Genomic DNA, 13,749 nt, shown 5'->3' with positions numbered 1-13,749 from the left:
GGATTCTCCGCGGGGCAGGGTCTTGACAGTCGATCACGACCGTCCATACTGGTATATACCTTTATGGGAGGGTCCGGGAGAAAAATCCAGGGGGACTTCGCGCTCGTGGGCCGACGGAAGGTCTGAGGGGTCCTTCCGTCGGCCGCGCGAAGGCCGGTCACCGGCAGTGTTGACACAGATACTGGTACGAACCAGTATGACTCCTGCCGGCCGGGAGGAGAACTATGGCGGGGGCACACGTCCGGATCGACAACCGGCTCATCCACGGTCAGGTCACCGTCGCCTGGACCCGCCGCCTCGGCGTGCGCCGGCTGGTGGTCTGCAACGACGACGTCGCCGCCGACGACCTCCAGCGGATGCTGCTCCCGCAGGCCGCGCGGGGACTGCCCACCGACGTGCTGACGGTCGAGGCCACCCTGGCCGGCGAGGCCGGCGCGGAGGTCATGATCGTCGTCAAGGACCCGGCGGACGCCTTCCGCCTGGTCGAGGGCGGCCTGCGGCCCGAGGTGGTCAACGTCGGCAACGTCGCGCCCCGGCCGGGCCCCGCCTACACCATGGTCACCCGGTCGGTCGCGGTCACCGCGGACGAAGCCGACGCCTACCGCAAGCTGGCCGCCGCGGGCGTCCCGCTGGTCACCCAGCTGCTGCCTCAGGACAAGCCCGCCGAATTCGTCCCGCTGCTCGACCGGAAAGGGCTCTAGCTCCCGCATGCTCGTCGCGTTGGCCCTGACCCTCTGGGCGATCTACTGCACTTATGACGGGCTCGGCCCGTTCCTCATCTATGCCCAGCGCCCGCTGATCGCCGGCTCGGTGGCCGGGCTGATCGTCGGGCACCCGCTGCTCGGCCTGCTGGTCGGCGCCACGCTGGAGCTCGCCGCCCTCGGCGTCTACACCTACGGCGGCGCGACCATCCCGGATTACCAGACCGGCGCGATCGTCGGCACCGCGCTGGCCGCGGGCGCCGCCGGTGCCCCGGCCGCGCAGGCCGCGATCGGTATCGGTGTCGGGCTGCCCGCGGCCATCCTGCTCTCGGCGCTCGACCCGGTCGGCAAGATGGTCACCACCGCGCTGGTGCACCGCGCCGACGGCTACGCCGCCGACGGCAACGCGCGCGGCCTGGCGATGATCCACTGGGTCAGCCTGGTCCCGTGGGTGGCGGTGCGCGCGGTGCCGACGTTCCTCGCCGCGCTCGCCGCGTCCGGCGGGCTGGTCAAGGACATCACCGCGAGCATCCCGGCCGGGTTCGTCCAGGGCATGACGCTGGCCGGCTCGCTGCTGCCGGCGGTCGGCTTCGCGCTGCTGCTCGGGATGATGGAGCTGTCGCGGTACTGGTACCTGCTGCTCATCGGGTTCGTCGGGTTCGCCTACCTGAAGCTGCCGGTGCTCGGGATCGCGCTGATCGGCGTGGCGGTCGCGATGCTGTTCGTGACGCTCAAGCGCGACGAGCCGGTGCTCGCCGTCCCCGAAGCCGCCGCCGACGAACCCGCCCCGGACCCGCGGCTGACCAAGCAGGACCTGCGGCGGGCGTTCCGGCGGTACTTCTGGTCGAGCCAGATCTCCTGGAACTACGAGCGGATGCAGGCGCTCGGCTTCGCGTACTCGATGGAGCCGGTGCTGCGCCGGCTGTACCCGGAGAAGGCCGACTACGTCGCCGGCCTCCAGCGGCACCTGCAGTTCTTCAACACCTCGGTGCTCGTCGGCGGCCCGCTGATCCTCGGCTCCAGCGTCGCGCTCGAAGAGGCGGGCACGCCGAAGTCGGCGGCGAGCACCAAGGTCGCGCTGATGGGGCCGATGGCCGGCATCGGCGACACCGTCGTCTTCGCGCTGTACAACAGCATCGTCTTCACCATGGGTGCGTCGTGGGCGCTGCAGGGCAACTGGCTCGGCCCCGCGTTCGCCGCGGTGATGGTGCTCGTGCCGTACGCGCTGATCCGGCGCTGGCAGTTCGGGTTCGCCTACCGCGAGGGCAAGCGGCTGGCCGGGCACCTCGCCGCCGGCGCGCTCGCCAGGGTCGCCCAGGGGGCGACCGTGCTCGGGTTCGTCGTCCTCGGCGGGTTCATCCCGTCGATCGTCAAGGTCGTCACCACGCTGACCTACCGGCAGACCACCACGGTCCAGGGGCAGCCGGTGACGCAGTCGGTGGCGATCCAGGACCGGCTCGACGAGCTGCTCCCGTCCCTGCTCCCGGTGCTCGTCACCGCCGGGGTGTACCTGCTGACGGTCAAGGCGCGGCTGCGGCCGGTCTGGGTCATCGGCACCGTCGTCGTGGCCGGGGTCGTCCTGGGGTGGCTCGGCTGGTTCGCGCCATCGGCCCCGGCGAAGAGTTAGGGGAGTCCGCCATGTCCGTTCCGATCATCCTCGCCGGCCACGGCCGGCTGCCCTCCGGCGTCGGGGAAGCCGCGGAAATGATCCTCGGCCCGCAGTCGCGGCTGAAGGTCTGCGAGCTGAGCCCGCGCGACAGCCCGGAGGAGTTCGGCGCCCGCGTGCTCGCGCTGGCCGGCGACGCCCCCGGCGTGCTGGTGCTGGCCGACCTGCACGGCGGTTCGCCGTTCAACGCCGTCCGCACGCTCGCCGCCGGGCACGCGCGCCTGCAGCTGGTCTCGGGCCTGAACCTGCCGATGCTGCTGGAGGTCCTGCTGCACACGACCGACGACGTCACCGAGCTCGCGGGGGTGGCCCGCGCGGCCGGCCGCGACGGCGTCGTCGACGTCCTGGAATCGACCTGGTGACCGCCGCGCTCCTGCTCGCCGCGCAAGACGTCCGGATCACGCCGGGGCCCGGGCACCCGCTCGGCGGCTACCTGGCCCGGCACGGTGTCGCGACCGGCACGCACGACGACCTCGAGGCGTCGCTGATCTGGCTGTCCACCGAGGACGACCCCGGCGTGGTGTGGGTGGCGCTGGACGCACTCGCCGTCGACGCCGGCCTGACCCGCACCCTGACCGACGCGGTCGCCGCGGCGGTGGACATCGACCCGGACCGGGTGCTGGTCTGCGCGTCGCACACGCATTCCGGGCCCGAGGGCTGGACCGGCCCGCTGCACCCCGGGCTGCCGGGGCAGCGCGACGCCGGGCTGGTCGGCCGGATGGCGGAGAAGGTCACCGGGGCCGCGCTGCGGCTGCGGGCCTGCCGCGGCCGCGTCCGGGCCCGCTGGCACGCGGGCTCGACCGAGGCCGTCGGCGGCAACCGCTACCGGCCCGACGGGCCGCACGACACGTCTTTCGGCGTGCTCGAACTGCGTCGCGACGACGGCACGCCGGCCGCGCTGCTGTTCGACTACGCCAGCCACCCCACGGTGCTCGGCCCGGACAACCTGTCCTGGTCGGCGGACTGGCCGGGCGCGGCCCGCCGCGAGCTGGCCACGCTGGTCGGCCAGCCGGTCGCGGCGTTCCTGCAGGGCGCGGCGGGCGACGCGAGCTCCCGGTTCGTCCGCCGCGGCCGCGACCACGCCGAGGTCCGCACGCTCGGCGGCCACCTGGCGGCGTCGATCGCCCAGGCGCTGGCGGCGGTGTCGGCCCCGCCCGCGACGGCAGGCCCGATCCGGCTGACCCGCTCGACGTTGCACCTGCCCTACCGCGACATCCCGTCGCTGGAGGACAGCTTGGCGCTGCGGCAGGAGGCGGAGGCGGAGTGGCAGCGCGAGCTGGCCCACCACGGCGAGGACCACCCGGCGGTCCGCATCGCCCAGACCCGCTACGAGGGCTGCGCGATGCTCTCGACGATGGCGGCGGGCGGGCGGCCGACGGGCTGCGCGGAGGTGCCGGTGAGCGTGGTGTCGCTGGGGGAGATCGCCTGGCTGCACACGCCGTTCGAGCTGTTCGCGTCCCTCGGCCTGCGGATCCGGCGCGGCAGCCCGTTCCGCCACACCCGGGTGATCGGCTACACGGACGGGTACCTCGGCTACCTCCCGGACGCGGACGGTCACCGCGAGGGGATCTACGAGTCGTACGTGACGCTGTTCCGGCCGGAGGCGGGGGACGAGCTGGTGGAGCACTGCCTCAAGGTGCTGCGGGCGCACCAGGCCGGCCGCTGCTAGGGGTGTTCAGGTGGCCGGGCTGCGGCGCGCCTGCGTGAAGACGGTGTAGCGGTCCGCCCGGTAGAGCGAGCGGCCCGCTTCGATCACGCCGCCGCTCTGGTCGTGCAGCGTGCCCTCGATGATCAGGCACGGCTGGGTGGCCTCGATGCCGAGCAGGGCGGCGTCGTGGCTGTTGGGCAGGACCGCGGAGATCGCCGTGTCGTTCCACTCGGGGCGCACGCCCCAGCGCTCCTCGATCGTGCGGTGCAGGGACTGGGTCTCCCAGTCGAACAGCTCGATGTCGGGGAACCGGTCGACGGAGAGGTTGGTGCGCTCGACGGCGAACGGCTCGTCTTCGACGTAGCGGAGGCGTTCCAGCCGGAACACCCGCGCGCCGGGCGGCACGTTCAGCCGCCCGGCGATGCGGGGGCCGGCGCTCTCGACCTCGGCGTGCAGCACCTTCGTCTTCGGGACGACCCCGCGGGCCTGCATGTCCTCGGTGAACGAGGTCAGCATGTCGATGTGCGCGGCCTGCCGTTCGGCGGTGAAGGTGGCGGTGCCGTGCTGGCGGTACAGGACGCCGTCGGCGACCAGGCGGTTGATCTCCTGCCGCACGGTGCCCCTGGCGACCTGGAAGTGCTCGGCGAGGAACCGTTCGGACGGCATCAGCCGCCCGGGCCCGGCCTCCGCGGCGGCGCTTTCGAGGATTTCCCGGAGCTGATCGCCTTTCGGCCGCCCCGGCTGCAGCGCGTCCGGCAGACGCAGATCGCTCGCGGCGACGTGTTTCGGACGGGGCATGCCTTCAGTATGTCGCGCCCCGCCCGGCGGGGTAACACCCGGAGCGGGTCACCTGAGGGCTGGGGGAGGCTGGGCAAAGTGTCGGTAAGGCGGCTTTTCCGCGGGCTGAGGGGGGTTCGGCGGGGGTGGATCGCTGGGTTGTGGCTTGGTGAGGGTGGCTCGGGATCGCGCTGTGAGCTTGCTCCGCCAGTGGTCCCGGGCGCGGGGGCGGGAAAGGGTGGCTTCGCTGCCGGGCGCGCCGGGGAGGTGTGAGTGGGCGGCGGCGATTCCGGTCGCCAGGCCCGCTCGGCCGGTGGCCGATTCCGCTCCCGGGGCCGTTCGCGCCCAGGTCAGGGGGCCGCGGGCACCCGCCGGCCTCGCTTGCGGAGGCAGGTGGCGGTTCAGCCTTCGGCCGGTGGTCCCGGTGGCGGGGGCGGGGAAAGGTGGCTTCGCTGCCGGGGTGCCGAGGAGGTGTGAGTGGGCAGCGGCGATTACGGTCGCCGGGCCCGCTCGGCCGGTGGTCGATTCCGCTCGCGGGGCCGTTCGCGCCCAGGTCAGGGGGCCGCGGGCGCCCGTCGGCCCGCTTGCGCAGGCGCTTGGCGGCTCAGCCCTTTGCCCGGTCGCCGAGGCGGGTCAAAAACTCACCCGCGAGGGCTTCCCCCGTCGCGTGCCCCACCGCGCGGTACAGCGCCTGGGCCTCCCGGGCCGTCCCGCCGGCCAGGATCGACCGGCCCGCCGCCTCCTGGACCGCCGCCAGTCCCAGCAGTGCCTGCGCCTCCACCAGGCGGAACCCGCCCGCCCGGGCCGCGTCCAGCGCCGTCCGGGCGTGTTCGCCCGCTTCGTCCGGGCGGCCGTCCGCCGCCAGGACTCGGGCCAACGTGGCCGCCGCCTCGGCCTGCTGGCCTCGCAAGCCCGACTCCTCCGTCAGCGCCCGGGCCGCCCTCAGCACCTTCTCCGCCGCGCGCAGGTCGCCGCGGCTTTCCTCCGCTCGGCCCAGTGCGATCAGCGCCGCCACCTCCACCTGGCGGTCGCCGTCGCGGCGGACGCACTCCAGTGCCGCCTCCGCCGTCACTGCCGCCGCCGCGTGGTCGCCGCGGGCGATCTGCAGTGCGCTCACCACGTTCAACGCCGTTGCCTCGCCGAAGCTGGACTTCAGGTCGCGGAACGCGCCCAGTGCCTGGTCCAGGACCTCGCCGGACTCCGCGAGCCGTCCGGTGGCCAGCAGGACCCAGCCGAGGTCGGCGAGGTTGGCCGCCTCCCAGAAGGCCAGGTCCTCCTTGCGGGCCAGTGCGATCGCCTCGACCAGGCAGTCCTCCGCCTGCTCGAGCCGGCCCAGCTGCCGGTAGTGGCAGCTCAGCGAGTTCAGCGCCAGCGCCTCGCCCGACCGGTTGCCCAGCTCGCGGAACAGCTGGATCGCCCGCCGGCTGTGCTCCACGGCCTCCGACAGCCGCCCGGTCCACTCCAGCATCGCGCCGAGGTTCGCCACCGCCGTGGCCTCGCACTGCCGCCAGCCGCACGCCCGGCTGGCCAGCACCGCCTTCTCCGTGTGGCGGATGCCCGCTTCGTGCTGCCCCTCGCGGAAGTACGCCCCGCCGATGGACAGCTGGACCAGCGCTTCGGCGGGCCGGGCGCCGTGGTCCTGCGCCGCGCGCAGCACGATCGGCGCCAGCTCGAGCCACTCCGCGCGCCGCCCGTGGTCGTGGAAGAACCGGCGCAACGCGTCGGCGAGGTACCAGGCGCCCGGGTACGGCCCGCGCGCCGCCGCCTGCCGCAGGGCCGCCGACAGGTTCGGGACCTCGACGTCGAGCCAGGCCACCGCCGAGGCGGCGTCCGCGAAGGCCACCGGGCTCGGCGCCGAGGGTGCGTCCTCGCGGGGCAGCGCCACGATCCGCGCGCCGAGCAGCGCGACCGCCGCGTCCGCGGCCGCGCAGTAGCCGGTGAACAGCCGCTCCCACGCCGCCTCACGCGCGGGCTCGTCCTCCTCCGCGCGGACGCACCGCTCGGCGTACCGGCGGGCCAGGTCGTGGAAGCGGTAGCGCCGGGGCGCGTGCGCCTCCAGGAGGTTCGCGGCGATCAGCCCGCGCAGCCGCCGGGTCGCCTCCTCGGCGGGCACCTCCAGCAGGGCCGCCGCGGCGATCGCCGTGAAGTCAGGCCCCGGCACCAGCGCGAGCAGCCGGAACGCCTGACGCAGCTCGGGCGTCAGCGCCTGGTAGGACACCGAAAACGCGTTGGCGACGGCGCTTTCCCCGTCGAAGCCCAGGTGCGCCAGCGGGTCACCGCGCAGCTCGTCGACCAGCTCGCCGATGCTGGCCACGCCCGTGTTCGCGGCGGCGATCCGCAGGGCCAGCGGGTGGTGGCCGCAGAGCCGGGCCAGCTCGTCGGCCGCGTCCGGCTCGGCGGCGGTCCGGTCCCCGAGCAGCGCGGTCAGCAGCGCCCGAGAATCGGCCTCGCGCAGCTGCGTCAGGCCCAGCGACCGCGCGCCGACGCGGGCGACGAGCTCGTCGAGCCGGTGCCTGCTGGTCACCAGCACCCGCCCCGACGACGGCAGCAGCGGCAGCACCTGCGCGGTGTCCCGGGCGTTGTCCAGCACCACCAGCGCCTGCCGGTCGGCCAGCAGCGACCGGTAGAGCTTGCTCTGGTCGTCGACCCCGGACGGCACGTCCCGCAGGTCGACGCCGAGGGTCCGCAGCAGCTGCGCGAGCGCGGCGGCGGGGGTGAGCGGCTCGTCGTCGGCGTCGAAGCCGCGCAGGTTCACGTACAGCTGGCCGTCGGGGTAGCGCGTCCGCGCGGTGTGGGCCCAGTGCACGGCCAGCGCGGTCTTCCCGACGCCGGCGGTGCCGGTGATCACCCAGACGTCCCCGGGCTGGTCGAGCGCGGCCAGCTCCGGCGCCCGGCCGGCGAACCCGCGGACGTCCAGTGGCAGCTCGGCGGGCCGCGGCGCGGCGGCGGGCGGGGCGGGCTCGCCCTCGCCGCGCAGGATCCGCATCCGCAGGTCCTGCAGGGCCTGGCCGGGCTCGATGCCCAGTTCCTCGACGAGCAGTTCGTGCGCGCGCGTGTAGGTCTCGAGGGCTTCCGGGCTGCGGCCGCAGCGGTGCAGCGCGAGCATCAGCGCGGCCCGCAGCCGCTCCCGGAACGGGTGTTCGTCGACGAGCCGCCGCAGTTCGCCGACGACCTCGCCGTGCCGTCCCGCGACGAGTTCCTGCTCGTAGAGCTCCTCCAGGGCGACGAGCCGGCGTTCGGCCAGCGCCGGGCCCTCGTACTCGGCCAGCGATTCGCTCACCCCGCCGAGCGGGGTGCCTTCCCACAGCGCCAGCGCGGCCCGCAGGTGCGCGGCGGCCGCCGCCCCGGAGGTGGCCCTGGCCTTGGCGACCTCCTCGTCGAAGACGTCGAGGTCGCGGTCGCCGGGCGCGACCTCGATGAGGTAGCCGGGCGCCCGCCGCACGATGACGTCCCGCCCGAGCAGCTTCCGCAGTTCGGAGATGTGCACCTGCAGCCGCCCGCGCACGCTCGGCGGCGCGTTCTCGCCCCAGGTCAGGTCGATGAGCCTGTCCTCGGTGACGACGCGGTTCGCGTTCAGCAGCAGCGCGGCCAGCACGGAGGTCTGCTTCTGGCCGCCGGGGCGGATCGGTCCCGTGTCGCCGTGGATCGTGACCGGTCCCAGCAGGCGGTAGCGCACGAGATACCCCCGGAAGACGGACCGAAGCGAAACGGAAGTGCCGTGGCCGACCCTATCTCCGGGCAGGTCGGAAGGGAGGCCACGGGTGGACCGTGACGACGTCCAGCGTCTGTTGTTCGTCTGCTTCCCGGACGCCGGGGAAGCCGCCGGCCGCTACCGCGCCTGGCGCGATCCGCGGATCGCGGTGCAGGTCGTGGAGCTGCCCGGGCGGGGCGAACGCCGGGACGAGCATCCCTACCGGGACATGTGGCTGCTGGTCGAGGCCCTGGCCGGGGAACTGGCGGGGCCGCTCGAGAGCCCGCACGTGCTGTTCGGCGCGGGGCTCGGTGCCCTGGTCGCCTACCGGCTGGCCCAGCGCCGGGTGGCCGCGGGACTGGGGGTCCCGCGGGCACTCGTCGTGGCGCACCAGGCGCCACCGTCCCGCGCCGCGCGGGTGCCGGAGCAGGCGGGCCGCGCCGACGTGAGCCTCCTGGCGAGCGACGCGCACCTGCCGGTGGCGCCGCCGCTGCCGTGCCCGGTGCGGGGGTTCGGTGAGCCGCACGTGATGACGGGCTGGGGCGAGCACACCAGCGCGGGGTTCGTGTTGACGCCGGCGCGGGCCCAGGACAGCGCGGCCCTGCTGCGGGATGCGGTGCTGAGGTCGGCGCACCTGATTTCGGCGATGGCGGGCCAGGGGACGGCGGGGCGGGCGACGGCGCCGAAGCTGACCGGGGCGTAGCGCCCGAGGGCCTCGACCGGCACGGGTGACTGCCGGTCGGGCGGGATCAGTGAATCTCAGGATGGGGACTGGGCTGCGGCGCTGGTGAGGCTGTGACCGCCCGGCCGGCGGCCGCGGTGCCTTCGCGGCGGCGAGCGGTAAGCTCTCCCCAATTGCATAAGCGCTGTTACAATTCGCCCGTGATCCGGCCATGCCCCTGACCCGCGCGCTCGTCGACCTCACCCCGCTCCGCACCTCACCCGCCTTCCGCCGGCTCTGGCTGGGCCGGGTCTTCTCCGGCTTCGGCAGCCAGATGACCCTCGTCGCCGTGATGTTCCAGGTCTGGGAACAGACCCGGAGCACCACCTGGACCGGGGCCGTCGGGCTGGCTCAAGCGCTTCCCCTCGTCCTTCTCGGGTTGTTCGCCGGCTCCGTCGTGGACCGGGTCGATCGGCGGAAAGTCGCCATCGTCGCCGCCACCGGGCAGGCCGTCTGCTCGGTCCTCCTCGCCGTGCAGGGGTTTCTCGGTGACGTGCCGGTCGTCGCGGTGCTCGGGCTCGTTGCCGTCCAATCGTGCTTCGTCGCTTGTGGTGGGCCCGCCGCGCGGACCTTCGTTCCGCGGCTGCTGCCGCCCGGCCAGCTGCCCGCCGGGCTCGCTCTGGGGCGGATCGCCTTCCAGGGCGCGATGTTGCTCGGCCCCGCGCTCGGCGGGCTCGTCCTCGGCTGGGCCGGCGTCGGCGGCTGCTACCTCGTCGACGCGCTCACCTTCTGCCTCGCCTTCCACGGCCTCTTCGGCCTCCCGCCGATGCGGCCCGGCGGTGAGCCGTCGCGGCCCGGGGTGCGCGGGGTGCTCGACGGGCTCGCCTTCCTCGTCCGGACGCCCGTCGTGCGCGGGGCGCTGCTCACCGATCTCGCCGCCACCGTGCTCTCCATGCCGGTCAGCCTGTTCCCGCTCGTCAACGCCGAACGCTTCGACGGCGATCCGCGCACCCTGGGCCTGTTCCTCTCGGCCGTCGCGGTCGGCGGGGTCGTCGCGTCCGTCTTCTCCGGGACCTTCACGCGGCTGCCGCGGCCGGGGCGGGTGATGCTCGCGGGCTCCGCCGGGTGGGGACTGGCGCTGACCGGGTTCGGGCTGGCCCCGGACCCGTGGCTCGGGCTGGCCTGCCTGGTCCTGGCGGGCGCGGCCGACACGGTCTCGGTCGTCTCGCGGGGCGCGCTCGTCCAGCTGGCCACCCCGGACGCCCTGCTCGGCCGGGTTTCCGCCGCCGAGCAGATCGTCGGCCAGGCGGGCCCGGACCTCGGCAACCTGCGCGGCGGGCTCGTCGCGGGCGCGACGTCCGGGACGTTCGCGTTGCTCAGCGGCGGCGTGCTGTGCGTGCTGGCGGTGGCGATTGTCGGTGCGGCCACGCCCGGCCTGCGCCGCTTTGCCACTCCCGCTGCGGACAGCCGATGAGCACCGGCCGATCCGCGAAAAACAGTTCCGGTGTCCACGAATTCCCCACCTGAATCAATTTCTCACCTTGGGCGCGTGCCGGATTATCCCCCTTTTTTCGAACGCTTTCTCGCGTCGTCGGCGGGGTTCAGCCGTCCAGCACCGGCGGTTACGCCGAGCAGTCGCATCGCCACCGTCCGGCGTTACGACGATCAGCGCAATCCGAGGCTTCTACCAGCGGTGGCAAGATCACGAAACCTGCACGACCGGCGTCGGTTTCTTTCCCGCGTGACCCGGCATCCTGTCAGTGGCTTACCTGTCCGCCCCGTTGTCACTCTTTCGCGTGAACCTGACGGGATGTATTTCTCGGCAACGTGTTTGCGGCCCGGGAAATCGTCATCTACAGTCCGGCTGATCACGGCCGAACGAGCCGTATTCCGTGATCTCCGTAATCTTCTCCGAGGAGTGGCATGCTTCATCGCGCCTCGACCCGCCGGCTCGCCGTGCTCGCCCTGGTCTTCACCGTCCTGCTGACCGGGTGCAGCCAGCTCAAGAGCCCCTCCGATGCCGGTGCCGTCGAAAAGCCGTCGATCCGGGTCGCGATCCTGACCACCGTCGACCTCGCGCCGCTGTGGCTGGCCCAGGAAGGCGGGTACTTCAAGGCCGAAGGCCTCGAGGTGCAGACCGACGTCGGCACCAGCGGCCAGGAGACGCTGAGCCGGATGACCGGCGGCCAGGACGACATCGCGCTGTCCACCTACACCCTGTTCTTCCTGGCCAAGAGCAGCGGCGCCGCGGACATCAAGCTGGTCACCGACGGGACGTCGGCCAGCCCGCAGAGCAACGAGGTCGTCACCGTGCCGAACTCGCCGGTCAAGACGGTCAACGACCTGCAGGGCAAGCGGATCGCCATCAGCTCGAAGAACGCCGCGTCGGACGTGCTGACCCGGTCGGTGATGCGCGACCACGGCGTCGACCCCGGCAAGGTGCAGTGGGTCCCGATGTCGCTGGGGGAGATGGGCACCGCGCTGGCGCAGGGCCGGGTGGACGCCGCCTACCAGCCGGAACCGTTCCTGACCCAGGCCGCCCGGATGGTCGGCGCGTACCCGGTCATCGACGCCGCCAGCGGCAGCACCCAGGGCTTCCCCCTCACCGGCTACGGCGCCACCGCCAAGTGGGTCCAGGACCACCCGAAGACGATGCGGGCCTTCCAGCGCGCCATGCTCAACGCCACCCGCGCCGCGGTCGACCGGTCCCGGATCGAGCCGCTCGTCGTCCGCAACGCCAAGGTGGACCAGGACATCGCCAGCCTGATGGTGATGCCCGCCTTCGGGTCCAACCTCGACGCGCGCCGCATCCAGCGGGTGCCGGACCTGCTGCAGCAGCTGGGCGTGGTCCAGACGCGGATCGACGCCTCCTCGATGATCGCGCCCCAGACCGGCAACGGCTGAGCCCGGCGCCGCTCACCAGGTGAGCTGAAGGGGACGCTCCTCGCCCTCGCGGCGAGAAGCGTCCCCTTTTGCGTGCGAGTCGGGCAGAAAGTCCCGTTCGGTCCGGTCTTGACTTCGCCGCCGCCGCACCCCACCCTCTTCATACCGACCGCGCGGTACGACGAGGTCCACATGGTGGGACGGAGAGTCATCGATGACGCTTCTTGGTGAGGCATTGCCCGGCGAAGACCTGCTCGTGGTCGACGGCCTCACCGTGCGCTTCGGCGGCCTCACCGCCCTGCACGACGTCCACCTGGGCGTCGCCGCCGGCACCGTCGTCGGGGTGATCGGGCCCAACGGCGCGGGCAAGACGACGCTGTTCAACGTCGTCTGCGGCTTCGTCCGGCCCCAGTCGGGCCAGGTGCGGTGGCGCGGGCGGCCGCTCGGCAGGCACCGCCCCGAGCACCTCGCCCGGCTCGGGATCGTCCGGACGCTGCAGGGCCTCGGGCTCTTCCCGGGGCTGACCGTCCTCGAAAACGTCATGGCAGGCGCGGGCCGGCACGCCCGGACCGGCGTGCTCCCGGCCCTCGCCGGCGCCGGCCGTTCGGCGCGCGACGAAGCCGGACTGGCCGCGCGGGCCCGCGAAACCCTCGGCGAGCTCGGCATCGCCGACCTCGCCGGCCGGTTGCCGGGCGTGCTGCCGTACGGCGTGCGCAAACGCGTGGCGCTCGCGCGTGCCCTGGTGGCCGAACCGGACCTGCTGCTGCTCGACGAACCGGCGAGCGGGCTGTCGGCCGCCGAGCTGGTGGAGCTGTCGACGCTGATCCTCTCGCTGCGCCGGCACATGGCGGTCGTGCTGGTGGAGCACCACATGGACCTGGTGATGCAGGTCTGCGACCGGGTGGTGGTGCTCAACTTCGGCGAGGTGATCGCGGCCGGGCCGCCGGCGCAGATCCAGGCCGACCCCCGCGTGACCGAGGCCTACCTCGGCGACCCCGCCGAGGAGGCGACCGGTGCTTGAGATCGAAGAGCTCTCCGTCTCCTACGGCGCCGTCCGCGCGCTCGACGGCGTCGGCATCACCGTCGAACGCGGCGGGATCACCGCCGTGCTCGGGGCGAACGGCGCCGGGAAGACCACCCTGCTGCGCACCATCAGCGGCCTGCACCCCGCCCGCGGCGGCCGGATCGCCTGGGACGGCCGGGAACTCACCGGGCTGGCGCCCGACCGGATCGCGCGCGGCGGCGTCGCGCACGTGCCCGAAGGCGGCGGCGTCATCACCGAACTGACCGTCGACGAAAACCTCCGGCTGGGCGCGCTGTGGCGGCGTGACCGGGCCGACCGGGCCGCCGCGCGCGCGGAAATGTACGAGCTGTTCCCGGCCCTGGAGGAACGTGCGGCGAAACCCGCGTCGACGCTCTCCGGCGGCGAACGGCAGATGCTGGCCATCGGCCGCGCGCTGATGAGCCGTCCGTCGCTGCTGCTGCTCGACGAACCGTCGCTCGGGCTCGCGCCGCTGATCACCGCGCGGATCATGGGCATCCTGCGTGACCTGCGGGCCGCCACCGGCCTCACCGTCGTGCTCGTCGAGCAGAACGCGCACTCCGCGCTGTCCATCGCCGACCGCGGGTACGTCCTCGCGCTCGGCCGGGTCGTGGCCGTCGACACCGCCGCGGAGCTGCTGGCCGACGACGGCCTTCGCCACGCCTACCTGGGTTTCTGAA

At 73.6% G+C, this 13,749-nt stretch carries 11 protein-coding genes; 9 read left to right on the top strand and 2 right to left on the bottom strand.

Translation table 11 applies throughout. The features are described 5' to 3' along the window. The first annotated feature begins 224 nt into the window (after positions 1-224). From HUT10_RS20470 to HUT10_RS20455, 4 genes are read left to right on the top strand one after another with little or no spacing between them, the layout of a single operon-like run. The gene (locus tag HUT10_RS20470) at positions 225-701 is read left to right on the top strand and encodes a PTS sugar transporter subunit IIB (protein ID WP_176172699.1); all 477 of its coding nucleotides are present in this window, start codon (positions 225-227) and stop codon (positions 699-701) included. Between the two features lie 7 nt (positions 702-708). Continuing rightward, positions 709-2,328, top strand: a complete 1,620-nt coding sequence (locus HUT10_RS20465; protein ID WP_176172698.1) for a PTS system mannose/fructose/sorbose family transporter subunit IID — start codon at positions 709-711, stop codon at positions 2,326-2,328. Positions 2,329-2,339: 11 nt separating this feature from the next. Then, complete coding sequence (locus HUT10_RS20460; protein WP_176172697.1) at positions 2,340-2,729, top strand: PTS sugar transporter subunit IIA; 390 nt, start codon at positions 2,340-2,342, stop codon at positions 2,727-2,729. Beyond that, positions 2,726-4,036, top strand: a complete 1,311-nt coding sequence (locus tag HUT10_RS20455) for a hypothetical protein (protein ID WP_176172696.1) — start codon at positions 2,726-2,728, stop codon at positions 4,034-4,036. Before HUT10_RS20460 ends, HUT10_RS20455 begins: the two co-directional genes overlap by 4 nt. Positions 4,037-4,042: 6 nt before the next feature. On the opposite strand, the gene HUT10_RS20450 is transcribed toward HUT10_RS20455, so the two are convergent. Both HUT10_RS20450 and HUT10_RS20445 read right to left on the bottom strand, forming a co-directional pair. Continuing rightward, a complete protein-coding gene (locus HUT10_RS20450; protein ID WP_176172695.1) occupies positions 4,043-4,813 on the bottom strand; it encodes a GntR family transcriptional regulator in 771 nt (256 codons plus the stop codon). A gap of 583 nt (positions 4,814-5,396) precedes the next feature. Continuing rightward, entirely contained in the window at positions 5,397-8,468 is a 3,072-nt protein-coding gene (locus HUT10_RS20445) for a BTAD domain-containing putative transcriptional regulator (protein ID WP_176172694.1), read from the bottom strand. An 85-nt stretch (positions 8,469-8,553) separates the two neighbouring features. Here HUT10_RS20445 and HUT10_RS51870 point away from each other — a divergent pair, with 85 nt between their 5' ends. From HUT10_RS51870 to HUT10_RS20420, 5 genes are all read left to right on the top strand, one after another. Then, the gene (locus HUT10_RS51870; RefSeq protein ID WP_176172693.1) at positions 8,554-9,186 is read left to right on the top strand and encodes a thioesterase II family protein; all 633 of its coding nucleotides are present in this window, start codon (positions 8,554-8,556) and stop codon (positions 9,184-9,186) included. A gap of 190 nt (positions 9,187-9,376) precedes the next feature. Next, entirely contained in the window at positions 9,377-10,618 is a 1,242-nt protein-coding gene (locus HUT10_RS20435; RefSeq protein ID WP_176172692.1) for an MFS transporter, read from the top strand. A 449-nt stretch (positions 10,619-11,067) separates the two neighbouring features. Next, the gene (locus HUT10_RS20430) at positions 11,068-12,048 is read left to right on the top strand and encodes an ABC transporter substrate-binding protein (RefSeq protein ID WP_176172691.1); all 981 of its coding nucleotides are present in this window, start codon (positions 11,068-11,070) and stop codon (positions 12,046-12,048) included. 193 nt (positions 12,049-12,241) lie between these two features. Beyond that, positions 12,242-13,048 carry an ABC transporter ATP-binding protein gene (locus tag HUT10_RS20425; protein ID WP_176172690.1) on the top strand — a complete coding sequence of 269 codons (807 nt, stop codon included), beginning with the start codon at positions 12,242-12,244 and terminating at the stop codon, positions 13,046-13,048. Further along, a complete protein-coding gene (locus tag HUT10_RS20420; RefSeq protein ID WP_176172689.1) occupies positions 13,041-13,748 on the top strand; it encodes an ABC transporter ATP-binding protein in 708 nt (235 codons plus the stop codon). Before HUT10_RS20425 ends, HUT10_RS20420 begins: the two co-directional genes overlap by 8 nt. Position 13,749: the final 1 nt, after the last annotated feature.

Source organism: Amycolatopsis sp. Hca4, from assembly GCF_013364075.1.
Taxonomy (GTDB): Bacteria; Actinomycetota; Actinomycetes; order Mycobacteriales; family Pseudonocardiaceae; genus Amycolatopsis.
The sequence above is the reverse complement of the archived record's forward strand: the minus strand, read 5'-3'. Positions and strand labels throughout refer to the sequence as shown.